Genomic DNA, 21,129 nt, shown 5'->3' with positions numbered 1-21,129 from the left:
TTTGAAAAAACTCAGGCATATCAATATGATGCATCGTTATCTCCGGTGCATCACGGGCGCTTGACTCGGGGCTTGCCGCACCGTAGCAAAGCGCCAAGCTATCCCATGGGGGTTTACGCGGTGACCGATCCCGAAAAGCAGCGCCAACTGGCCGAGCTTGAGGCGAAGATCGAGGCGGCGAAAGCCGCGAATGCGCCCAGGCCCCACATGGAAGAGCATTATTCACAGGCGCAGCTTGCCTGGCGGATGGTGATCGAACTCGTGGCCGGTCTGGGGATCGGTTTTGGCATCGGATACGGGCTGGACAGCCTGATCGGCACCCTGCCGATATTCATGGTGCTGTTTACATTTCTGGGGCTTGCCGCCGGGGTCAAGACGATGATCCGCTCGGCGCGCGAAATCCAGGACGGGGAAATCGCGGCCCAAAAGGCCGGGGACGAGAAAGAGGATTGAGCATGGCGACCGAAACGCATGGTGCCGAAGAGGGCGGCCTGGTTTTTCACCCGATGGATCAGTTCATCGTCGAGCCGCTGTTCGGTGAGGGGGCGGTCGGATTCTTCACCGTCACCAACGTGACGCTGTGGATGGCCATCGCCGTGCTGGCGGTGATCGTGCTGATGGTTCTGGGCACCTCGCGCCGCGCGGTCATCCCGTCGCGCACGCAGTCGATTGCCGAGCTGGCCTATGGCTTCGTCTACAAGATGGTCGAGGACGTGGCCGGCAAGGATGCCGTGGCCTTTTTCCCCTATATCATGACGCTGTTCATGTTCATCGTCTTCGCCAACTTCCTGGGCCTGATCCCGATGAGCTTTACCACCACGTCGCATTTCGCGGTCACCGTGGTGCTGGCGCTGATGGTGTTCGTCACCGTCACCATCGTCGGTTTCGTCAAGAACGGCGCCAGGTTCCTTGAGCTGTTCTGGGTCAAGTCGGCGCCGCTGGCGCTGCGCCCGATCCTGGCGATCATCGAGCTGATCTCGTATTTCGTGCGCCCGGTCAGCCACTCCATTCGTCTTGCCGGCAACGTCATGGCGGGCCACGCGGTGATCAAGGTGTTCGCGGGCTTTGCCGCCATCGCGGTCATCAGCCCGGTCTCGGTCGTGGCGATCACGGCGATGTACGGGCTCGAGGTTCTGGTGGCCTTCATCCAGGCCTACGTCTTTACCATCCTGACCTGCGTGTATCTGAAGGATGCGCTGCATCCGTCGCACTAACGCGGTGGGCAGGCTGCCCACCCTACGCAAACCCCAAAATTCCAACTTCCAATCGTAAGGAGACATACCCATGGAAGGTCAACTGGCACATATCGGCGCAGGCCTGGCAGCAATCGGTTCGGGCGCAGCCGCAATCGGTGTGGGCAACGTGGCGGGCAACTTTCTTGCCGGCGCACTGCGCAACCCCTCGGCTGCCGCGTCGCAGACCGCGACCCTCTTCATCGGCATCGCCTTCGCAGAAGCCCTGGGCATCTTCTCGTTCCTGGTCGCTCTGCTGCTGATGTTCGCCGTCTGAGCCTTACGGAACCCGATCCTTACGGTCGGGCAGTCACCGCTTTCATCGCGTGACTGCCCGGTGCAAACGGAAAGTTCCCCAAGGAGGACGACATGGCGACCGAAACGCACGCCGCTGACGCAGCAAACGGGGCTTCCGCACCCGGAATGCCGCAGCTCGATTTCTCGAACTGGGGCAACCAGATTTTCTGGCTTCTGGTCACGCTGGTCGTGATCTATTTCGTCCTGTCGCGCATCGCGCTGCCGCGCATCGCGGCCGTGCTGGCCGAGCGTCAGGGGACCATCACCAACGACATCGCCGCTGCCGAAGACCTCAAGGCCAAGGCGGTCGAGGCCGAAGAAGCCTATAACAAGGCCCTCGCCGATGCCCGTGCCGAGGCACAGCGCATCATCGCCGAGGCCAAGGCAGAGATTCAGGCCGACCTGGACGCCGCCACCGCAAAGGCCGATGCCGAGATCGCGGCCCGGACCGCCGAGGGCGAAAAGAAGATCGCCGAGATCCGCGCCGGTGCCATGCAAAGCGTCGAAGAGGTGGCCCGCGATACCGCCGCCGAGATCGTCGCCGCGATGGGTGGCAAGGCCGACGCCAAGACCGTGGCCGCCGCCGTGGCCGACCGGATGAAAGGGTAAGCATCATGCGCAAGATTGCCATCCTCGCCGCCCTGACCGCCGCCAGCCCGGCCTTTGCCGCCAGCGGGCCGTTCTTTTCGCTCGGCAACACCGACTTCATCGTGACGCTGGGTTTCCTGCTGTTTGTTGCGGTCCTGTTCTACTTCAAGGTTCCCTCGATGCTGGGCGGTATGCTGGACAAGCGCGCCGACGGTATCCGCTCGGAGCTGGACGAGGCGCGCGCGCTGCGGGAAGAGGCCCAGACGATCCTGGCCTCCTACGAGCGCAAGCAGAAGGAAGTGCAGGAGCAGGCCGACCGCATCATCGTCCACGCCAGGCAAGAGGCCGAACTGGCCGCCGAGCAGGCCAAGGCCGATCTGCAGAAGTCGATCGAGCGTCGCCTGCAGGCCGCCGGGGACCAGATCGCCTCGGCTGAGGCGAATGCCGTCAAGGAAGTGCGCAACACGGCTGTCAAGGTGGCCGTCAGCGCCGCCCGCGGCGTGATCGCCAAGCAGATGACCGCGACCGAGGGCAACAAGCTGATCGACGCCGCGATTGCCGAAGTGGGCGACAAGCTGCACTGACGCCGGCCGGCATCGCACACCGGACTTAAGGAACGCCCGTGCATCACGATGCGCGGGCATTTTTCCGTTCCGGTCAGCGCGCCTTTTGATGCTCCAGCCGCAGGCGGGCGATTTCCTCGTTCCGGTCGGCCTTGTGCTGATCCTGCAACGCGCGTTCGACATAGGACAGGTGCGCCTCGACCGCGGCGCGCGCGCCCTCGGGGTCGCGGGCCTGCAGCGCGTCGTTGATCGCCCGGTGCTGATCCAGCAGCATGTCGCGCGTGGTGCGTTGCTTGAACATGGTTTGCCGGTTGTAGAACACGCCCTGCTGCAAAAGCTGGTACATCGAGCGCATCATGTGCAGCATGATCACGTTGTTGCTGGCCTCGATGATTGCCAGGTGGAAATCGGCATCCAGCCGGGCCTCGTCGGTGGGGTCGCGTTTGAGATGCGCGGCCTCCATCTTGTCCAGTATGGTCTGGATCACCTGCAGGTCGGTGTCCGAGGCAAAGCGCGCCGCGCGTTCGGCGGCCAGCCCCTCCATGTCGCGCCGGAACGACACGTAGTCGAACACCGCCTGTTCGTGATCGGCGAACAGCCGGATCAGCGCGTCGGAAAAGGCGCTGCCCAGCACGTCGGCCACGTAGATGCCCGCCCCGGCGCGTGCGCTCAGAAGGCCCTTGTCCTGCAGCTCGGCGATGGCTTCGCGCAGCGAGGGGCGCGATACGCCCAGCCGTTCGGACAGCTCACGCTCGGACGGCAGCCGCTCTCCGGGGCGCAGGATGCCGCGCAGGATCAGTTTCTCGATCTGCCGCGTCACCGCGGTGGACAGCTTTTCGGGCTGCACGGGTTGAAAGGGCATTGCGTCCTCGTATCTTCGGGTCGGTCAGAGGATATGATCGCCGCCGGGCGTGGGCAAGCCTCAGCCGGAAAACAGGATGGCCACGATCCACGGCGCCAGGATCGCGGTCAGCAGGGCGTTCAGCCCCATGCCGATGCCCGCGAAGGCGCCGGCGGTTTCGTTCACCTGGAACGCCCGCGCGGTGCCGATCCCATGCGCGGCCACGCCCACGGCAAAACCGCGGGCCCGCCAGTCGCTGATGCGCAGCAGGTTCATCAGCGGCGTCACGATTACCGCGCCGATGATGCCGGTCAGGATCACCAGCGCGGCGGTCAGCGTGGGCAGGCCGCCCAGTTGCTCCGAAATGCCGATGGCCACCGGCGCGGTCGTCGATTTCGGTGCCAGCGACAGCAGCGCCGGGCCCTCTACCCCAAGGGCCTGCGCGATCCACAGCGCCGACAGGATGGCCACCACGGACCCGGCCACGAGCGCACCCAGCATCGGGACCAGCGTGGCGCGCACATGCGCGAGGTTCGACCACAGCGGCAGCGCCAGCGCCACCGTGGCCGGGCCCAGCATGAAATGCACGAATTGCGCGCCTTCGAAATAGGTCGGGTAGGGGGTGCCGGTGGCCCAGAGGACAAGCGACAGCAGGATCATGGCGACCAGCACCGGGTTCACCACCGGGTTGCGCCCCGACCGCCGCGAGGCCGCATCGCCCGCGACATAGGCAATCAGCGTGGCGGTCAGCCAGAGCAGCGGTTCACGGCTGAGATAGGACCAGATGGCGGGCAGGTCAGTCATGGCCCGCCCCGGATCGGGTGAGGCGGGCCAGCGCCACGAACACCGCTGCCCCCGTGACCAGTGCCAGCAGGGTCGAACCCACCAGCGCCACCAGCAGCGCGGGCGCGGCCGGGCCGAGCGTGCCAATATGCGCCACCACGCCCACCCCGGCAGGCACGAACAGAAGCGACAGGTGCGACAGCAACCCCTGAGCGGTGGCCAGCAGGCGTTGGCCGAGGGCGGGCGCCGCGATACAGGCCAGCAAGAGCAGCGCCAGCCCCAGAACCGGCCCCGGCACCGGCAGGCCCGCGCCACGGGCGATCACCTCGCCCGCAAGCTGGAACGACAAGAATATTGCCAGATGCGCGATCACCGGCCTGCCCCCTTTGGTGTTTCTCCCCACTCTAGACGGTCTGGGCGGCCTGTCCACGGTGCAGAAAAAGGGCGCCCGGATCGCTCCGAACGCCCCAGGGTCAGCCAATGGGAGGTTGGCTTATTCCGCGGGCAGGGCGGCGGCTTGCCGCGCCTTGCCGAAATGCTGGCGGTTCAGGCGCAGGACCAGCGCGATCATCGCCGCCTGCGCGGCCAGGGCGATCGCGGTCAGCACCCAGAAGGCCACGCCGAACTTGTCGATCACGCCGGCCTCGACCAGGCCCTTGTTGATGAAGAACTGCAGCATCACGCTCAGCGCGACGCCGGGGCAGACCAGCGCATAGGACCCGGGCGAGGTTTTTGTGCCGAGCACGTAATCGGTGAAATAGCCCTGCCGGCGCAGCACCAGCATCCCCAGCAGCAGAAACAGAATCTGCACGGTCAGCAGGCGGGCAAGGAACACCATGGTTTCACCGGGGGTCGTGTGCGCGTCGAACCCGGTATGCAGCCCGTGGCCCTGGCGCAGGAACATGATGCCCAGAACGGTCATGATCGGCACGATCACCATCAGGGTCGGCCCGGAGTCTTTCGCGGTGCCGTGTTGCAGCATCGAATTGAACGCCGTGATGGCGGCCACCACCGTATAGGTGATCGCGGCGAACCCGAAAAAGGTCGACAGCACCAGCGCGATACCCACGGTCAGGGCATTGCCGCTCATCGCGGCGGGGGCGGCAAGGCCCACTGCGATCATTGAAATGGCGAAGGCCGGCAGAAGCTGGGCAAAGCTGTTATGCGCGGTCACGTCGAACACACCGCCGGTGGTCAGCACGCGCCCCAGGAAATCGCCGATGGTGCGGAACGCCCAGACGCCCAGCCCCAGGAACGCGACCAGCGCCATGGGGAACAGATATTCGATGACGCTCCACAATCCCGGCACGAAGACGAGGCCGAGGATGAACATCGCGTTCACCGTCATCGCGGTGGCCAGCGGCGCGGCCAGCAGGGTGGTTTCCGCGTTCGAATTGCGCAGCGCGGTGTAGCCTTCGGTTTTTCGGAACGCCGACAGGGCCGAGAAATTCCAGATCAGCGATTTCACGTTCAGAAAGGCAAAGGCCGCGATGCCCAGCACCGCCACGATAATGGCCGCCTGCATCGGCATCCTGCCGGTGGCGAACGCGGCCGAGATATCCTCGAACACCGGGACGGGGCGGCCGGGATGCGGCACCCAGAACATCAGGTACATGAAAAAGCTGACCGACAGCCCGCCCGCCCCGAGCGAGGCAAGGAAATAGAGCGGAGAATAGGCATCCGCCGGGCGTTTCAAGGTATCGGGCATTGCGCGACTCCTTTGAATTCCAGGATTGGAATATAAATAACATTCCGATTGCGGAATACAAAGGAGTCAATTGTCGCAGCCCGGCACGGGGGAATTAACCCGCGGTTAACCTTGCCCGGGTTTCCATGGCCCATGCGTATCGTCCTGTGCCTCACCCTGCTTCTGGCTGCCTGCAACACGCCCAGCCCCGGATTTCGGGGTGTGGTGCCGGTGCGGGTGACGGTTGCGCCCTCGGTTTTCGACGTGCGTATCAAGGGCGCGCAGGCCGAGGCGATACGGATCAATTCCGAATACGCGCCGCGCATGGGGCCGGTCGGCCCGCGCGCCGTGATTGCCATCGAACAGGTCAGCGGGTGCAAGGTGCGGCGGCTGGGTGGCGATCAGGCGATGATCCGCGCCGCGCTGGATTGCGGGGGCCATGGCGCGCCGCCACCTGCTCCGCCGTCCTATAGCTGCGCGGTGCTCACCCGCCCTGCGTCGGGCGGGCCGGGTGCGCGGATACGGGATATCATCTGCGACCCGGTCTAGATCAGGTGCTTTTCGAGGAAGACGCTGCTGCCATTCGCCTCGTAATCGCCGAACGGCCCGCAGGTGGTGAACCCCGCCGCGCGGTAAAGGTTGATGGCCGAATACAGCCTGTCGCCGGTTTCCAGCCGCAGCCATGCAAGCCCGAGGTCGCGCGCCACGCCCTCGACATGTGCCAGCAGTGCCCGCGCCAGCCCCAGCCCGCGCGCCTCCGGGTCGACGAACAGCGCCTTGACCTCGCCATACCCATCCTTTTCGGCCAGTGCGATCGTGCCGGTGGCATCGCCCGCCGCGTTCCGCACGACGAAGAAATGGATGCCGTCCCGCGCCAGTTCCTCGGGCGACAGGTAGTGGTTGTCCTCGGCGTCGAACAATTGCTCCATCAGCGCCGCGCTGGCGGCCAGCAGCGCGCGCGGTGCGGGGGCGGTGGGATCGGCGGGTTCGATTCTGGGCATGGGGCCTCTTGCTGCAATGTCGCGCAGACGGTGCCGCGACCGGCTGCCGGGGTCAAGCCGGTGAAGGCGCGATATGCCGGCGGATATCCGCAATATCTTGTGGAAAACTCGCTCATTCACCCAAGATCGTGGGCGTTTTCGTTGACTCGCGCCCGGGATGGGCCGCAAAATCCCTGAACCTATGGAATCAGGGGCGCAGGCTTTGCGATTTACCAAGCTACGACTGACCGGCTTCAAAAGCTTTGTCGATCCGACCGATCTGCTGATCCGGGACGGGTTGACCGGCGTGGTCGGCCCCAACGGTTGCGGCAAGTCCAACCTGCTGGAGGCGTTGCGCTGGGTGATGGGTGAAAACCGCCCCACCGCGATGCGCGGCGGCGGGATGGAAGACGTGATCTTTGCCGGGGCCGCCACCCGCCCCGCCCGCAACTTCGCCGAGGTCAGCCTGATCCTCGACAATTCCGACCGGCTGGCGCCGCCGGGTTTCAACGACGAGGACCAGCTTGAAATCGTCCGCCGCATCACCCGCGACGTGGGCAGCGCCTACAAGGTCAATTCCAGGGACGTGCGCGCACGCGATGTGCAGATGCTGTTCGCCGACGCATCGACCGGGGCGCATTCGCCCGCGCTGGTGCGGCAGGGCCAGATCAGCGAGCTGATCAACGCCAAGCCCAAGGCCCGCCGCCGCATCCTGGAAGAGGCCGCCGGCATCTCGGGCCTTTACCAGCGCCGGCACGAGGCCGAGCTGAAGCTGAAGGGCGCCGAACAGAACCTCGCCCGTGTCGATGACGTGATCGAACAACTGGCCAACCAGCTGGCGCAGCTGGAACGGCAGGCGCGGCAGGCGGCGCGGTATCGCAGCATCGGGGACGAGCTGCGCCATGCCGAGGGGTTGCTGCTCTATCGCCGCTGGAAAGAGGCCGACGAGGCCCGCCTTGCCGCCGAGGCGCAACTGCGCGAACGTGTCACCGCCGCCGCGCAGGCCGAGGCCGCCGCCCGGCAATCCGCCAAGGCGCGCGAGGCCGCCGAGGACGCCCTGCCGCCCCGGCGCGAGGAAGAGGCCGTTGCCGCCGCCATCCTGCAACGCCTGCAGGTGCAGCGCGACACGCTGGCCGACCAGGAAGAGCGCGCGCTGCAAACCATCGAGACGCTGCAGAACCGCATCGCCCAGCTTACCCGCGATATCGAGCGTGAAACCGGGCTGAACCGCGATGCCGGCGAAACCATCGAACGGCTGGAATGGGAACAGGCGGAACTGGCCAAGGCGGGCGAGGGCCATTCCGACAGGCTGGAGGCCGCCGCCGAGGCCGCGCGCGAGGCCGCGAGCGTGTTGCAGGACCGCGAAACCGACCTGTCCGAACGCACCGAGGATGTGGCCCGCCTTGCCGCGCGGCACCAGTCGGCCAACCGCTATCTCGACGACACCCGCAAGATGCTGGCCCGCTCCGAGGCCGAGGCCGAAAAGGCGCGCGACGCGGTGCGCCAGTCAAAGGCCGCGCTGGAGGGGGCCGAGGCCGATTTCGCCGCCGCCCGGGGCGCCGAGGCCGAGGCGACGCAAACCGCCGCCAATGCCGACGAGGCGCTGAAACTGGCCGAAACCGCCCGCGCCGAGGCGCAGGAGCGCGAGGCCGATGTGCGCGCCGAACTGTCCGAGGCCGAGGGCGAGCTGAACGCCCTGCGCGCCGAGGTGACGGCGCTGGCCAGGCTGCTGGAGCGCGACACCGCCGAGGGCGGGCAGATCATGGACCGCCTGCAGGTCGAACAGGGCTTCGAAAAGGCGCTTGGCGCCGCGCTGGCCGACGACCTGCGCGCGCCCGAGGTCGATGCCGACGGCCCCTCGGGCTGGACCGTGCTGCCGGGCTATGACGCCGATCAGGCGCTGCCCGAAGGCGTTACCGCCCTGTCGCGCCATGTCTCGGTGCCCGACGTGCTGCAAAGGCGCATGTCGCAGATCGGGCTGGTCGGGTCGGACGACGGGCCACGGTTGCAGAAATACCTCAAGCCCGGTCAGCGGCTTGTCTCGCTCGAAGGGGACCTGTGGCGCTGGGACGGCTACCGCGCCTGGGCCGAGGATGCCCCCAGCGCCGCCGCGCTGCGCCTGCAACAGCTCAACCGGCTGGAAGAGTTGAAGCAGCAGATGGAGCGCGCGACCGCGCGCGCCGATGCCGCGCGGCAGGCGCATGACGCGCTGGCAAAGCGGCTGTCCGACCTGACCGCCGCCGATCAGGCCGCGCGCCAGGCCCGCCGCGATGCCGACCGGCTGGTGAACGAGGCGAACCGCGCCCTCAGCCGGGCCGAGGCCGACCGCAACCTTGCGCAATCGCGGCTGGAATCGCTGGGCCTTGCCGTGACCCGCCACGAAGAGGATTCGGTTGAGGCGAGGCGCCAGCTTGCCGAGGCCGAAAAGGCGGTGGCCGAACTTGAGGATCTCGACGCCGCCCGTGCCGCTGTCGAGGACATCAAGATGACGGTCGAGGCCGCGCGCATGACCATGCTGACCAAGCGGTCCGCCCATGACGAACTGCGCCGCGAGGGGGAGGCCCGCACCCGCCGCGCGCAGGAGGTGACCAAGGAAATCAGCGGCTGGAAACACCGCCTGCAGACCGCCGAAACCCGCAGCGCCGAACTGGCGCAGCGCAAGGCGCAATCCGAGGCCGAGCTGAAAGAGGCCAGCGCCGCCCCCGAGGAAATCGCCGCCAAGCGCGACGAGCTGGGGCAGGCCATCGCCCAGGCCGAGGCCCGCCGCGCCGCCGCCGCCGATGCGCTGTCGCAGGCCGAGGGCGCGTTGCGCGCCGCCACCGAGGCCGAGCGCGAGGCCGAACGCGCCGCCGGCGAGGCGCGCGAGGCCCGCGCCCGCGCCGAGGCCCGCGTCGATGCCGCGCGCGAAACGGTGGACTATGCCGTCGGCCGCATCGAAGAAGACATGGAAACCACCCCCGCCCGGCTGCTGGAAAAACTCGACACCGATCCCGACCGGATGCCCGCCGCCGAGGCGATCGAGGCCGATGTGAACCGCCTGAAACGTCAGCGCGACGCGCTGGGCGCGGTCAACCTGCGCGCCGAGGAAGACAAGCGCGAGGTCGAGGAAGAACACGGCACCCTCGTGTCCGAGAAAAGCGACCTGGAAGAGGCGATCAAGACCCTGCGCTCCGGCATCGCCAGCCTGAACCGCGAAGGGCGCGAACGGCTGCTGACCGCCTTCGAACAGGTGAACAGCAACTTCTCGCTGCTGTTCCGGCACCTGTTTGGCGGTGGCGAGGCGAACCTGGTTCTGGTCGAATCCGACGACCCGCTCGAGGCCGGGCTGGAAATCATGTGCCAGCCGCCGGGCAAGAAGCTGTCGACGCTCAGCCTGCTGTCGGGGGGCGAACAGACGCTGACCGCGCTGGCGCTGATTTTCGCGGTGTTCCTGGCCAACCCCGCGCCGATCTGCGTGCTGGACGAGGTCGATGCACCGCTGGACGATGCCAACGTCACCCGGTTCTGCGACCTGCTGGACGAGATGTGCCGCCGCACCGAAACCCGGTTCCTGATCATCACCCACCATGCGGTGACGATGGCGCGCATGGACCGCCTGTTCGGCGTCACCATGCAGGAACAGGGCGTCAGCCAACTGGTCTCGGTCGACCTGAAGAAGGCCGAACAGATGGTGGCGTGAGTCGACGCAACGCTCCCTCTATCGTTTTCGGAAAAGTTTACCTTTCCTTCATGCAGAAGGTGACTTCTACTGACACCGCAATCCCTTGCGGTGAAAGGAGGTGAGGCAACTGACAGAACCCACCTATCGCAAATGGATGGTCCTGATCGCGGCAGCAATGCTGATTGTCACGATCATCCGGTTCTTGACCGGCGGATAAACCGGGAAAGAAAAAAGCCCGGCAGAGCTGTAACTCTGCCGGGCCACTCTGACAGTGAAGCACTGACAGAACTCCTATCGATCTTCTGATTATACCGAACGTCTTACCGATTTGTAAACGTCAATCCACACGTTGCAGCCGGTCGCCCAGCCGCACCACGCCGTCCTGCACGATCCGGCACAGCAATCCGCGCAGGCGGAGCGGGCGGTTTTCCGGCGTCACCAGCCAGTCCTTTGCCGCCGCGCCATAGCGCACCTTCCATTTCACGCAGCCGTCGTTGAAGGCGTCCGAAACCTCCAGCACCGCGCTGCCCGCGCGCAGACGCGTGCCCACCGGCAGGCTGTCATACGAGGTTTCGATATCCGCCACGATCGGATCGCCCGGATGCACCGTGCCCGCGCGATCCAGCCACACCGCGTCCATCACGCGTTTCGGCAGGATCGACACCTGGATGCGCGGATCGGGGCGCCCGTCCGGCAATGTCAGCCAGGGCGCTTTCAGCCAGCGTTCGCCGGGGATGCCCCGATCGGCGGTCAGGGTCAGGTCCGGCACCATCCGGCGTTGATTCCGGGCCGGGCGAAAGCACAGCATTTCAATCGGCGCGTCGTCACGCGGGGCGGCCCGAATATGGGGCAGGGCCGCGTTCAGTTGCTCTGCCGTGGCGTGGCTCATAGCCGCCCCAACAGGGCGGCGGTGGGCCAGGCATCGGCGGGCAGGCCCAGCCGCTTTTGTTCGGCGCGCACCGCCGCGCGGGTGCCTGCGCCAAGGATACCGTCGACCGCGCCCACGTCATGCCCGCGCGCGGCCAGCTTGCGCTGCAGCTCTTTCATCTGCGCCCCGGAAAGCCCCGGATCGGGATTGCCCGCATCGAACACCGGTGCGCCGGACAGGCGCGTGGCGAAATAGGCCGCGGTCAGCACATAGGTGAAGGACTGGTTCCATTCGAAATAGGTGTTGAAATTCGGATAGGCGACAAAGGCCGGTCCCTTGTGCCCCTGCGGCAGGATCAGGCTGGCGGGCAGGTCGGCCTGCCAGTCGCCCGACCGCGGGCGCACGCCCATCGCCTGCCACTCGTCCGGGCGCAGTTGCGTGTGCAGGCCGGATGCCGACCAGTCCATTTCGGCGGGCACCTGAACCTCCTGCAGCCACGGCTCGCCCGCGCGCCAGCCAAGGTGCTGCAGCATCTTGCCGCCCGACATCAGCGCGTCGGGCACCGAGGTCTTGAGTGTCACATGCCCGTCGCCATCGCCGTCCACGCCGTTGTCGATGATGTCGCGCGGCAGCATCTGGACCATGCCGATCTCGCCCGCCCAGGCGCCGGTGGTGGTGGCCGGGTCGAAATCGCCCATCTCGTGCAGCTGGATCGCGGCCAGCAATTGCGGGCGGAACAGCTCGGGCCGCCTGCAATCATGGGCCAGCGTCGCCAGTGCGTTGGCGGTGTTGAAATCGCCCTGCACCGCGCCATAGTCGGTTTCGAACGCCCAGAATGCCAGCAGAACGCCGCGCGGCACGCCGTATTGCGCCTCGACCCGGTCGAACACGGCATCCCATTCCCGCGACAGGCTTTGCCCCCGCTGCATCCGGTTGGCCGAGATCAGCCGGCGCGCGAACGTGGTGAAATCCAGCTGGAACACGCCCTGCCTGCGGTCGGCGGCCAGCACCTTCTGGTCCTGTCGCAGGTTGCGGGTAAAGCGTTTCACCGCCTGCGCATCCCGGCCCTGGGCGATCGCCTCTTGCGCGACGCCGTCGACGAAAGCCGACCAGTTGCCGCCGCAACCGGCCTGTTGCGCCGTGGCGGGCAGGGCGGTGGCAAGGCAGAGCGCGGCGGCGATCAGGGGGTATCTCATCTGGTGCAAATCCTTCGGGTATCTTTCGCAACGGACCGTATCAGGTGATCGCACACAGGCAAATCACGTCACCGCAAGAAGCGCCGCCAGCCCCAGCGCGACGGCCCATGTCCGCCACAGCATGCGGATCGCGGCGTCGATATCGCGGGCCATCAGGGGGCGGCGGCCGGGGGCGTTGACCCAGGGAAAATCGCGCGGTTTTCCATCATAAGCGCGCGGTCCGGCCAGCGCGATGCCAAGGGCGCGGGCCATCGCGGCCTCGGGCCAGCCCGCGTTGGGCGAGCGATGCCGCCGCGCATCGGCACGGATCGCGCGCAGATCGTGCAGCAGCCCGTAAGGGGCCGCGATCAGCAGCGCGGTCAGCCGGGCGGGGATCAGGTTCAGCAGGTCGTCCAGCCGCGCGGCGGCCCAGCCGAACCGTTCATGGCGCGGCGTGCGGTAGCCGATCATGCTGTCGGCGGTGTTGGCGATCTTGTAGATCAGCAACCCCGGCAGCCCCGCCACCGCGAACCAGAAGGCAGGCGCGATCACCCCGTCCGACAGGTTTTCCGCGGCGCTTTCGATGGCGGCGCGGGCGATTGCGCTTTCGTCCATCGCGGCGGTGTCGCGGCTGACGATCATCGCCACCGCCTGCCGCCCCTCGGGCAGGCCGGTGCGCAGGCCGCGGGCCACGGCGGCCACGTGATCGACCAGCGATTTCTGCGCCAGCAGGATCGCGGCGACGATCACCTCGACCACCGGGCCAAGGGCGGACAGGACACCCCCCAGCAGCCCCGCCGCCAGCGCAAGCCCCAGCATCACGCCCGCCCCTTTCAGCCGGCCGGCAGGTCCGGTATTGAACCGCGCATCGGCCCACGCAACCGCGCGGCCCATCAGCACGGCGGGGTGCGGCAGCCGCGACCAGAGCCAGCGCGGCTCGCCCATCAGCGCATCGAGGACAAGGGCCAGCAGCAGCGTCATGGGATCGTGCGCAGGGCGGAGTCGAGCTGCGCCCACCGGCCGGGATGCGGCAGGCCGAGCCGCAGCAGGGTTTGCGAATAGGGGAAGATGCGGCTCCAGACATGGGCGCGGGCCAGATGATCCTGCCACGCGGCGGCATCGTTCACCTCGTATAGCCGGAACAGCGATGTGCCCCCGGTCAGCCGCGCCCCCGCGCGCAGCATCAGCGCGTCGAGCCTTGCGGCATCCTCGTTCAGCCGCGTGCGCGTGTCGCGGGCCCATTGCGTATCCGACAGCGCGGCCTCAGCGATGGACAGGGCGGGGCCGGATACCGGCCACGGCCCCAGCCAGCCGGCCAGCCGCGCGATGGTGTCGGGATGCGCGATGGCAAAGCCCAGCCGCAGGCCGGCCAGCCCCCAGAATTTGCCAAAGCTTTTCAGCACCACCCGCCCCGGCTGGTCCGCAAGCGAGATCAGGGAGCGGTCCGGCGCGACATCGGCAAAGCTTTCGTCGATGACGACAAGCGGCGCGGTCAGGGTTTCGGCATCGTGCCACACGCCGGTTGGGTTGTTGGGGTGCACCACCACCTGCGCGCGGGCCTGATCGGGGCTGTCCGTGACGGTCCAGCCGTGTGCGGCAAAGGCGGCGGCATGTTCGTTATAGGTCGGTTGCGGGATATGCACCCGCCCCGGCGCGGCCAGCCGGGGCATCTGCGCGATCAGCGCCGAGGCACCGGGCGCGGCAAGGATCCCGGCACCCTCTGGGACATGCCAGAACTGCCTTGCGGCCTCCAGCAGACGGGCCTGAGCGGCGGCATCCGGCAGCGCCGTCCACGCGTCGGCGGGCAGGTCGGGCAGCGGATAGGGCACCGGGTTGATGCCGGTGGACAGGTCCAGCCAGCCCGCGCGCGTGCCGCCATAGGTCGCGATGGCGGCATCGAGGCCGCCGCCGTGGTCGCGCTGTGTCTGGTCCGGTCCGGGCATGGGGCACCGCCTTGGCTGATTCCGCCCCATCAAACGCAGCGGCGCGGGAAACTCAAGCCCCGCCGCGCCTAACCCCGGCCATGCGGCGCGTCATGGTCGATGTCGGGACCGATGGGCACGATCCGGTGCGGATTGATCGTGTCGTGGCTGTAGTAATAGTGCCGCGTGATGTGGTCGAAATGCACCGTGTCGCGCACGCCCGGCCATTGATACAGCTCACGGGTATAGCCCCAGAGGTTCGGGTAATCGACGATCCGGCGGCGGTTGCATTTGAAATGCCCGTGATACACCGGATCGAACCGGATCAGCGTGGTAAAGAGCCGCCAGTCGGCCTCGGTCAGCCGGTCGCCCATCAGGTAGCGGTTCTGCGCCAGACGATCCTCAAGCCAGTCGAGGCTGTCGAACAGCGCGGTCACCGCCTCGTCATAGGCGCGCTGCGTGGTGGCGAAACCGGATTTGTAGACGCCGTTGTTCACGGTGTCGTAGATGCGGTCGTTGACCGGCGCGATCGCGTTGCGCAGATCGCCGGGCCAGTAGTCGTCGGTATTGCCGGTCAGCCCGTCGAAGGCGGTGTTGAACATGCGGATGATTTCCGAGGATTCGTTCGACACGATGGTTTCGCGTTCCCTGTCCCACAGCACCGGCACGGTGACGCGGCCCGAGATGCCCGGATCGGCGCGCAGGTAGATGTCGCGCAGGAACGGCAGGTGATAGAGCGTATCGCCGGTGGCCCCGTCGAAATCACTGCCGAAGGTCCAGCCATCCGACAGCATGTCGGGGTGCACCGCCGAGACACCGATCAGATCCTCAAGCCCCTTGAGCTTGCGAAAGATCAACGCGCGGTGCGCCCATGGACAGGCGTAGGAGACATAGAGGTGATAGCGCCCCGGTTCGGCCCTGAAGCCGCCCTCGCCCGACGGGCCGGCGCTGCCGTCTGCGGTGATCCAGTTGCGGAAGCCGGCGGTGGAGCGCACGAACTTACCCCCGGTTTTCGCGGTGTCGTACCATGTGTCCTGCCATTCGCCGTGAACCAGTTGTCCCATTGCGGCCTCCTTAACCCGGGTTGGCGACAAACCTAGTTGCTGCAGGGTCGCGCGGAAACCGGGACGGGCGCGCACCGGTGCTGCGTGAACGCACAATGGGCGGGATGCCGCGGGCGGACAGGCCGATTGTAGCGAAAACGCAATGTTTCGCTGTCACTACCTTGACGCAAATCTTTGGCAGGTCATCCTTGAGCGCAGAGTGTGGAGATTCTCATGACGACATTTTTGCCAAAGGACGTTCAGGCCGGCCTTGATGCCGCGCGCCGTGCGACGGGCCGCAGGCGCAACCGCCTGGCGGTTGAGGTCGATGGCCAGCGTTATCCGGTCCTGCGCATGTGGGAGAAAGGCTTTGCCGTGGATATTGCCACGGTTCCCATGCTGCGCGGGCTGGTGGATCTTTATGACGGGGCGCATCATCTGAAACGCTGCCTGATCGTCGCCGCCTCGCAGGAGGCGTTCGAGATGCAGTATGAATTCAAGCAGATGACCGAGGCGAGCGCCGAACAGCCGCTCGATTTCGAGCGGCGCGAGGATGCGCCGGTGGCCCTGCTGGCGCGCGACCTCGGGATCTGACCTTGTGACGGCAGGCAGGGAACGGCCCGTTTCCGGGCCGTTCCCGGTTGGTTACTGGAGGTCGGCGAACGCCTTTTGCAGCCGCTCCACCGCCTGTTCGACCAGCGGGCGCGGGGTGGCGAGGTTGAAGCGCAGGAAATCGTCGCCGCCCGACCCGAAGGTGGGCCCGTGGTTGACGGCGATGCGCGCATCCTTTTCGACACGGCGGGTAAATTCCTCGCGGCTCATGCCGGTGCCGCCGAAATCGACCCAGGCGAGATAGGTCGCCTCCAGATCCGTCGACTTCAGCCCCGGAATGGCGTTCACGCCGGCATCGAACAGCCGCCGGTTGCCGTCGAGATAGGCCATCAGGTCGTCCACCCAGGCCGCGCCCTCGGGGGAATAGGCGGCCTCGGCCATGAACAGGCCGAAGGAATTGGGCGACAGGCCCAGCCCCATCATGCGGGCGGCGAATTTTTCGCGCAGGGCGGTGTCGGGGATGATGACGTTGCCGGAATGGCAGCCCGCGATGTTGAAGGTCTTGGTGGTGGCCGACATCATCACCAGCCGGTCCGCGATCCCGTCGATCAGCGCCATCGGGATATGGGTGTGGCCGGGATAGACAAGATCGTGGTGGATTTCGTCCGACACCAGGATCAGGTCGTGCCGGCGGCAGAAATCGGCCACGCCCTCCAGTTCGGCGCGGGTCCAGACCCGGCCGCCGGGATTGTGCGGCGAGCACAGGACGAACATTCTGGCCGAGCCGTCCATCTGCGCATCCCAGGCATCGAAATCCATCTCGTAGCGGCCATCGTCGTTCACCAGGTCGCATTCGATCACGCGGCGGTTGTTGGCTTTGATGACCTTGGCGAAGGCGTGGTAGACCGGCGTCGTCAGCACCACCCCGTCGCCCGGCTGCGTGAAGGTGTCGACGCACATCGCGGTGCCGTTCACCAGCCCGTGCGTGGTGAAGATCGCCGCCGGATCGACCGTCCAGCCGTGGCGTTCCTTCATCCACCAGCAGATCGCATCCCGATAGGCCGTGTCGTCGCCGTAATAGCCGTAAACCCCGTGATCGCGCATCTTCTGCACCGCGTTCTGCACGCAGTCGGCGGCGCGGAAATCCATGTCGGCCACCCACATCGGGATACCGTCATCGGCCGGCACGCCATAGATCTGTTCCATCATGTCCCATTTCACCGAATGGGTGCCGTGGCGGTCGATGATGTCGTCAAAGCTCATCCCTGTCTCCTTGCTCGCGGTTGGGGGCAGACTAGCGGCAGCCGGGGGGAACGTGTAGCCCGCCTGCCTTGATGGGTCAGTATTCCAATATTATGCAAGTAAATGGAAGTATGTTCCGAGTTCTTTTTTAATAATGGAAAAATTATCCATAAAGATTGTTTATATCAGGACAAATTACTTCTCGACCGGATCAGGGCGTGACCCGGCGCGAACCAATGGCCCATTGCGCCTTTGCCGGTCATAACCTAAATCCGCTGCCATGAAACGGCCCATCCTCATCCACCCCGATCCGCGCCTGAAAAAGGTCTGCGCGCCCGTGCCCGACCTTTCGGACGAATTGCGCGTGCTGGCCGACGACATGCTGGAAACCATGTATGACGCGCCGGGCATCGGGCTGGCGGCGCCGCAGGTGGGCGTGCTGGACCGGCTGATCGTGCTGGATTGCGTCAAGGACGAGGCCGAGGCGCCGCGACCGCTGATCATGTTCAACCCCGAGGTCATTGCCGCCTCGGATGATGAGAGCACCTATGAAGAGGGTTGCCTGTCGATCCCGGAACAATATGCCGAGGTCACCCGCCCCGCCGAGGTGACGGTGCGCTGGATCGACCGCAACGGCAACGAGCAGCAAGAGGATTTCGGCGGGCTTTGGGCGACCTGCGTCCAGCACGAGATCGACCACCTGAACGGCAGGCTGTTCATCGACTACCTCAAACCGCTGCGGCGCCAGATGATCACCCGCAAGATGCAAAAGCTGAAACGCGAAAAGGCACGGGCGTGAGCGTCCTGCCGATCCTGCGCTGGCCCGATCCCCGGCTTTCGCGGGTCTGCGATCCGGTCGGCCCGGGCGAGGACCTTGAGCGGCTTGTCACCGACATGTTCGAAACCATGTACGAGGCACCGGGCCGGGGCCTTGCCGCGCCGCAGGTGGGCGTGATGAAGCGGCTGTTCGTGATGGATTGCGGCTGGAAAGAGGGCGACATGACGCCGGTCGTCTGCATCAACCCCGAGATCGTCGAGGCATCCGGGGCGCAGGCCACGGGCGAGGAGGGGTGCCTGTCGATCCCCGGCATCCTGGCCCCGGTGACGCGGCCCGACTGGATCGTGCTGCGCTGGACCGATCTTGGCGGCACGGTGCAGGAGCAACGGCTGGACGGGTTCGAGGCGCGTTGCGCCCAGCACGAGTTTGACCACCTTGACGGGCTGGTGACCTTCGACCGGCTCGACCCCGAAACCCGCACCGCGCTGGAAGCCGCCTATGAGGCGCGGCCGTGACGGTGCGCCGCTGCATCCCCTGGCCCGACAAGAGGCTGCGCACGCCTGCCGGGCCGGTGGAGCAGGTCACCGATGATATTCGCGCCACCTGGGACGACATGATCGACACGATGGAGGCGATGCCGGGCGTCGGCCTTGCCGCGCCGCAGATCGGTGTGATGCTGCGCCTTGCGGTCGTCGATGCCAGCACCGAACGCGGCAAGGCCGTGCGCATGGCCAACCCCGGGATCCTGCACGAAAGCGTGCAACTGCGCGAGCATGACGAGGCCAGCCCCAACCTGCCGGGCGTATCCGCGAAGATCAGCCGCCCGCGCGCGGTGACCGTCCGGTTCCTGAACGACCGGGGGGAGTGGGAGCAGCAGGATTTCGTCGGGCTGTGGGCCACGTCGGTGCAACACCAGATCGACCACCTGAACGGGAAGATGTATTTCGACCGGCTGAGCCGGACGAAACGCGACATGCTGCTGCGCAAGGCGAAAAAGGGGGCGCAATGAGCCGTGCCGCCGTGCATTCGGAGGGCGGCGGAAGCGAGGGGCCGGCCCCTCGCGCTCCCCGGAGTATTTGCCGAACGATGAAAGGGGGCCGGTCATGCGCGTGATCTTCATGGGAACGCCGGATTTCTCGGTTCCGGTGCTCGATGCGCTGGTCGCGGCCGGGCACGAGCTGGCCGCCGTCTATTGCCAGCCGCCCCGGCCCGCGGGGCGGGGCAAGAAGGACCGGCCGACGCCGGTTCATGCCCGCGCCGAGGCGCTGGGGCTGGAGGTGCGCCACCCCGCCAGCCTGAAAGGTGCCGGGGCGCAGGCGGAGTTCGCCGCGCTTAATGCGGATGTGGCGGTGGTGGTGGCCTATGGGCTGATCCTGCCGCAGGCCGTGCTGGATGCGCCGCGCCACGGCTGCCTGAACATCCATGCGTCGCTGTTGCCGCGCTGGCGGGGGGCGGCGCCGATTCACCGCGCGATCATGGCGGGCGATACCGAGACCGGGATATGCATCATGCAGATGGAGGCGGGGCTGGATACCGGCCCGGTGCTGCTGCGCGAGGCGACGGCGATCGGGGCGGACGAGACCACCGGCGATCTGCACGACCGGCTGAGCGCGATGGGCGCGCGGCTGATCGTCGAGGCGCTGGCGCGGCTGGGCACGCTGACCCCCGAGCCGCAGTCCGACGAGGGTGTGACCTATGCCGCCAAGATCGACAAGGCCGAGGCGGCGATCGACTGGACCCGCCCGGCGGCTGAAATCGACAGGCAGATCCGCGGGCTGTCGCCCTTTCCGGGGGCCTGGACGCTGATCGGGGGCGAGCGGGTGAAATGCCTTGCCAGCACACTGGCCGGGGGGCAGGGTAAACCCGGCGTGACGCTGGACGATGCGCTGACCGTCGCCTGCGGTGACGGTGCGTTGCGGATCGCGCGGCTGCAACGCGCGGGCCGCGCCGCGCAGGATACCGCGACCGCGCTGCGCGGGATGGCGGTGGCCAAGGGCATGCAACTGGGGGAATAGGGCCATGCTTCCGACGATGATCGGCACGGTGGTGATCGGGGGGATCGTGGGTTACGCCGCGGAAAAGACCGGCTTTACCCGCAACGGGTACCTGCAATCCATCATCATCTGCGTGGGTGGGGCGTTCCTGTTCTATTTCGTGCGCATCATGTTCGGGCTGAAATTCGGCAGCCCCGGTTTCGATGCGATCCTGTCCTCCATCGGTGCGCTGATCATCGTGCCGACCCATTGGCGCAGGTAGGAGGGGACCATGAGTGTTGTCATGCTGATCATCATCGGGGCTGCGGCGGGGTTCCTCGCCACGCGGATGATGAGGATCGAGGCGGATATCGTCACCACCGTCGCCATCGGCATCGCCGGCGCACTGGTCGGCGGGCTGGTGTTGCAGGTCTTGCTGACGGTGATGGGCGCCTTTGCCGGGTTGATCGGCGCGATCCTGGGCGCGATGCTGCTGATCTGGTTGTGGCAGACCTACGTGCAGAAAAAGTGATCAGCCGCCGGGGCTGAGCGTGACCGTCACCGCCGTATCCGACCAGCCATCGACCGAACAGCGGGCGCGTATCCGCACCTCGCGCAGGCCGTCGGGGACCATCACGTTCGACAGTGACCGGGTAAAGGGCTGTTCGCCCACATGCGGGTGGTGCAGCTTGCGCATCCCCAGCCTTTCGCCTTCGGGCGTCGTCACCTCCCACCCGTCGGCGTAGTGGTCCCAACCGGTATCGGGGTGGCTGATCGTCACGTCGAAGCGCCAGCCCATGCCGTTGCGGCTGGCCTCGGCCGAAACGATCCTCGGGCTGTCGGCGCGGGCGGGGGCGATGCCGGGGCTGGTGGCCAGCAGGGCGAGGGGCAGGGCGAGTCGTCTCATGGCCCTCTACATAGCAACCCGCAGGCCCGTGGGGCCA

At 66.7% G+C, this 21,129-nt stretch carries 26 protein-coding genes; 14 read left to right on the top strand and 12 right to left on the bottom strand.

Annotated features, from left to right (window positions below; all coding sequences use genetic code 11):
* Window positions 1-120: 120 nt before the first annotated feature.
* The 5 genes from F3H87_RS12680 (at window position 121) to F3H87_RS12660 (ending at window position 2,701) form a co-directional block, all read left to right on the top strand.
* The gene (locus tag F3H87_RS12680) at window positions 121-453 is read left to right on the top strand and encodes an AtpZ/AtpI family protein (protein WP_149788361.1); all 333 of its coding nucleotides are present in this window, start codon (window positions 121-123) and stop codon (window positions 451-453) included.
* A gap of 2 nt (window positions 454-455) precedes the next feature.
* On the top strand, window positions 456-1,214 hold the full coding sequence (locus F3H87_RS12675; protein ID WP_149788362.1) for a F0F1 ATP synthase subunit A: 759 nt from the start codon (window positions 456-458) through the stop codon (window positions 1,212-1,214).
* Between the two features lie 70 nt (window positions 1,215-1,284).
* On the top strand, window positions 1,285-1,509 hold the full coding sequence (locus F3H87_RS12670; protein ID WP_090027589.1) for a F0F1 ATP synthase subunit C: 225 nt from the start codon (window positions 1,285-1,287) through the stop codon (window positions 1,507-1,509).
* A 92-nt stretch (window positions 1,510-1,601) separates the two neighbouring features.
* Window positions 1,602-2,138, top strand: coding sequence for a F0F1 ATP synthase subunit B' (locus tag F3H87_RS12665; RefSeq protein WP_149788363.1), 537 nt, complete (start codon window positions 1,602-1,604; stop codon window positions 2,136-2,138).
* 5 nt (window positions 2,139-2,143) lie between these two features.
* Window positions 2,144-2,701 (top strand): F0F1 ATP synthase subunit B, encoded by a 558-nt coding sequence (locus tag F3H87_RS12660; protein WP_188129208.1) that lies wholly within the window; start codon window positions 2,144-2,146, stop codon window positions 2,699-2,701.
* A gap of 73 nt (window positions 2,702-2,774) precedes the next feature.
* Here F3H87_RS12660 and F3H87_RS12655 read toward each other — a convergent pair whose 3' ends face one another.
* The 4 genes from F3H87_RS12655 to F3H87_RS12640 all read right to left on the bottom strand — a co-directional run bounded on the left by F3H87_RS12655 (window position 2,775) and on the right by F3H87_RS12640 (window position 6,012).
* Window positions 2,775-3,542 carry a FadR/GntR family transcriptional regulator gene (locus F3H87_RS12655; protein ID WP_149788365.1) on the bottom strand — a complete coding sequence of 256 codons (768 nt, stop codon included), beginning with the start codon at window positions 3,540-3,542 and terminating at the stop codon, window positions 2,775-2,777.
* A gap of 60 nt (window positions 3,543-3,602) precedes the next feature.
* Window positions 3,603-4,325 carry an LrgB family protein gene (locus tag F3H87_RS12650; protein WP_149788366.1) on the bottom strand — a complete coding sequence of 241 codons (723 nt, stop codon included), beginning with the start codon at window positions 4,323-4,325 and terminating at the stop codon, window positions 3,603-3,605.
* Window positions 4,318-4,677, bottom strand: coding sequence for a CidA/LrgA family protein (locus tag F3H87_RS12645; protein WP_149788367.1), 360 nt, complete (start codon window positions 4,675-4,677; stop codon window positions 4,318-4,320). Before F3H87_RS12645 ends, F3H87_RS12650 begins: the two co-directional genes overlap by 8 nt.
* Window positions 4,678-4,797: 120 nt before the next feature.
* The gene (locus tag F3H87_RS12640; protein ID WP_149788368.1) at window positions 4,798-6,012 is read right to left on the bottom strand and encodes a TsoY family (seleno)protein; all 1,215 of its coding nucleotides are present in this window, start codon (window positions 6,010-6,012) and stop codon (window positions 4,798-4,800) included.
* A 132-nt stretch (window positions 6,013-6,144) separates the two neighbouring features.
* On the opposite strand from F3H87_RS12640, the gene F3H87_RS12635 reads away from it, so the two are divergent.
* Window positions 6,145-6,540 (top strand): hypothetical protein, encoded by a 396-nt coding sequence (locus F3H87_RS12635; RefSeq protein ID WP_188129209.1) that lies wholly within the window; start codon window positions 6,145-6,147, stop codon window positions 6,538-6,540.
* Here F3H87_RS12635 and F3H87_RS12630 read toward each other — a convergent pair.
* Window positions 6,537-6,992: a GNAT family N-acetyltransferase gene (locus F3H87_RS12630; RefSeq protein WP_149788369.1), complete on the bottom strand. Its 456-nt coding sequence runs from the start codon at window positions 6,990-6,992 to the stop codon at window positions 6,537-6,539. The two genes, F3H87_RS12635 and F3H87_RS12630, sit on opposite strands and share 4 nt — an antisense overlap.
* Before the next feature lie 157 nt (window positions 6,993-7,149).
* On the opposite strand from F3H87_RS12630, the gene smc reads away from it, so the two are divergent.
* On the top strand, window positions 7,150-10,650 hold the full coding sequence (gene smc / locus F3H87_RS12625) for a chromosome segregation protein SMC (RefSeq protein WP_149788370.1): 3,501 nt from the start codon (window positions 7,150-7,152) through the stop codon (window positions 10,648-10,650).
* A gap of 319 nt (window positions 10,651-10,969) precedes the next feature.
* Here smc and F3H87_RS12620 read toward each other — a convergent pair whose 3' ends face one another.
* From F3H87_RS12620 to F3H87_RS12600, 5 genes are all read right to left on the bottom strand, one after another.
* Window positions 10,970-11,521, bottom strand: coding sequence for an MOSC domain-containing protein (locus tag F3H87_RS12620; protein WP_149788371.1), 552 nt, complete (start codon window positions 11,519-11,521; stop codon window positions 10,970-10,972).
* A complete protein-coding gene (locus F3H87_RS12615; RefSeq protein ID WP_149788372.1) occupies window positions 11,518-12,696 on the bottom strand; it encodes a lytic murein transglycosylase in 1,179 nt (392 codons plus the stop codon). The genes F3H87_RS12620 and F3H87_RS12615 overlap by 4 nt, the downstream gene beginning before the upstream one ends.
* Before the next feature lie 63 nt (window positions 12,697-12,759).
* Entirely contained in the window at window positions 12,760-13,656 is an 897-nt protein-coding gene (gene cbiB / locus F3H87_RS12610; RefSeq protein WP_149788373.1) for an adenosylcobinamide-phosphate synthase CbiB, read from the bottom strand.
* A complete protein-coding gene (cobD, locus tag F3H87_RS12605; protein ID WP_223228055.1) occupies window positions 13,653-14,618 on the bottom strand; it encodes a threonine-phosphate decarboxylase CobD in 966 nt (321 codons plus the stop codon). The genes cbiB and cobD overlap by 4 nt, the downstream gene beginning before the upstream one ends.
* A 68-nt stretch (window positions 14,619-14,686) precedes the next feature.
* Window positions 14,687-15,661, bottom strand: coding sequence for a glutathione S-transferase family protein (locus F3H87_RS12600; protein WP_149788375.1), 975 nt, complete (start codon window positions 15,659-15,661; stop codon window positions 14,687-14,689).
* Window positions 15,662-15,874: 213 nt separating this feature from the next.
* Here F3H87_RS12600 and F3H87_RS12595 point away from each other — a divergent pair, with 213 nt between their 5' ends.
* Window positions 15,875-16,234 (top strand): hypothetical protein, encoded by a 360-nt coding sequence (locus tag F3H87_RS12595; protein WP_149788376.1) that lies wholly within the window; start codon window positions 15,875-15,877, stop codon window positions 16,232-16,234.
* A gap of 51 nt (window positions 16,235-16,285) precedes the next feature.
* Here F3H87_RS12595 and F3H87_RS12590 read toward each other — a convergent pair whose 3' ends face one another.
* Window positions 16,286-17,455, bottom strand: a complete 1,170-nt coding sequence (locus F3H87_RS12590) for a MalY/PatB family protein (protein ID WP_149788377.1) — start codon at window positions 17,453-17,455, stop codon at window positions 16,286-16,288.
* 259 nt (window positions 17,456-17,714) lie between these two features.
* Here F3H87_RS12590 and def (F3H87_RS12585) point away from each other — a divergent pair, with 259 nt between their 5' ends.
* From def (F3H87_RS12585) to F3H87_RS12560, 6 genes are all read left to right on the top strand, one after another.
* The gene (gene def / locus F3H87_RS12585; protein WP_149788378.1) at window positions 17,715-18,233 is read left to right on the top strand and encodes a peptide deformylase; all 519 of its coding nucleotides are present in this window, start codon (window positions 17,715-17,717) and stop codon (window positions 18,231-18,233) included.
* The gene (def, locus tag F3H87_RS12580) at window positions 18,230-18,727 is read left to right on the top strand and encodes a peptide deformylase (protein ID WP_149788379.1); all 498 of its coding nucleotides are present in this window, start codon (window positions 18,230-18,232) and stop codon (window positions 18,725-18,727) included. Before def (F3H87_RS12585) ends, def (F3H87_RS12580) begins: the two co-directional genes overlap by 4 nt.
* Window positions 18,724-19,221: a peptide deformylase gene (def, locus tag F3H87_RS12575; RefSeq protein ID WP_149788380.1), complete on the top strand. Its 498-nt coding sequence runs from the start codon at window positions 18,724-18,726 to the stop codon at window positions 19,219-19,221. The genes def (F3H87_RS12580) and def (F3H87_RS12575) overlap by 4 nt, the downstream gene beginning before the upstream one ends.
* Window positions 19,222-19,315: 94 nt before the next feature.
* Window positions 19,316-20,227, top strand: a complete 912-nt coding sequence (fmt, locus tag F3H87_RS12570; RefSeq protein ID WP_149788381.1) for a methionyl-tRNA formyltransferase — start codon at window positions 19,316-19,318, stop codon at window positions 20,225-20,227.
* A 4-nt stretch (window positions 20,228-20,231) separates the two neighbouring features.
* The gene (locus F3H87_RS12565; RefSeq protein ID WP_149788382.1) at window positions 20,232-20,468 is read left to right on the top strand and encodes a hypothetical protein; all 237 of its coding nucleotides are present in this window, start codon (window positions 20,232-20,234) and stop codon (window positions 20,466-20,468) included.
* Window positions 20,469-20,477: 9 nt separating this feature from the next.
* The gene (locus tag F3H87_RS12560; protein ID WP_149788383.1) at window positions 20,478-20,717 is read left to right on the top strand and encodes a GlsB/YeaQ/YmgE family stress response membrane protein; all 240 of its coding nucleotides are present in this window, start codon (window positions 20,478-20,480) and stop codon (window positions 20,715-20,717) included.
* Here F3H87_RS12560 and F3H87_RS12555 read toward each other — a convergent pair whose 3' ends face one another.
* Window positions 20,718-21,092: a hypothetical protein gene (locus tag F3H87_RS12555; RefSeq protein ID WP_149788384.1), complete on the bottom strand. Its 375-nt coding sequence runs from the start codon at window positions 21,090-21,092 to the stop codon at window positions 20,718-20,720.
* Window positions 21,093-21,129 lie beyond the last annotated feature (37 nt).

The organism is Lutimaribacter pacificus, from assembly GCF_900142185.1.
In the GTDB taxonomy this organism is placed as follows: domain Bacteria; phylum Pseudomonadota; class Alphaproteobacteria; order Rhodobacterales; family Rhodobacteraceae; genus Lutimaribacter; species Lutimaribacter pacificus.
Note: the sequence above shows the minus strand (reverse complement) of the source record. Positions and strands in the feature narration are given on the sequence as shown.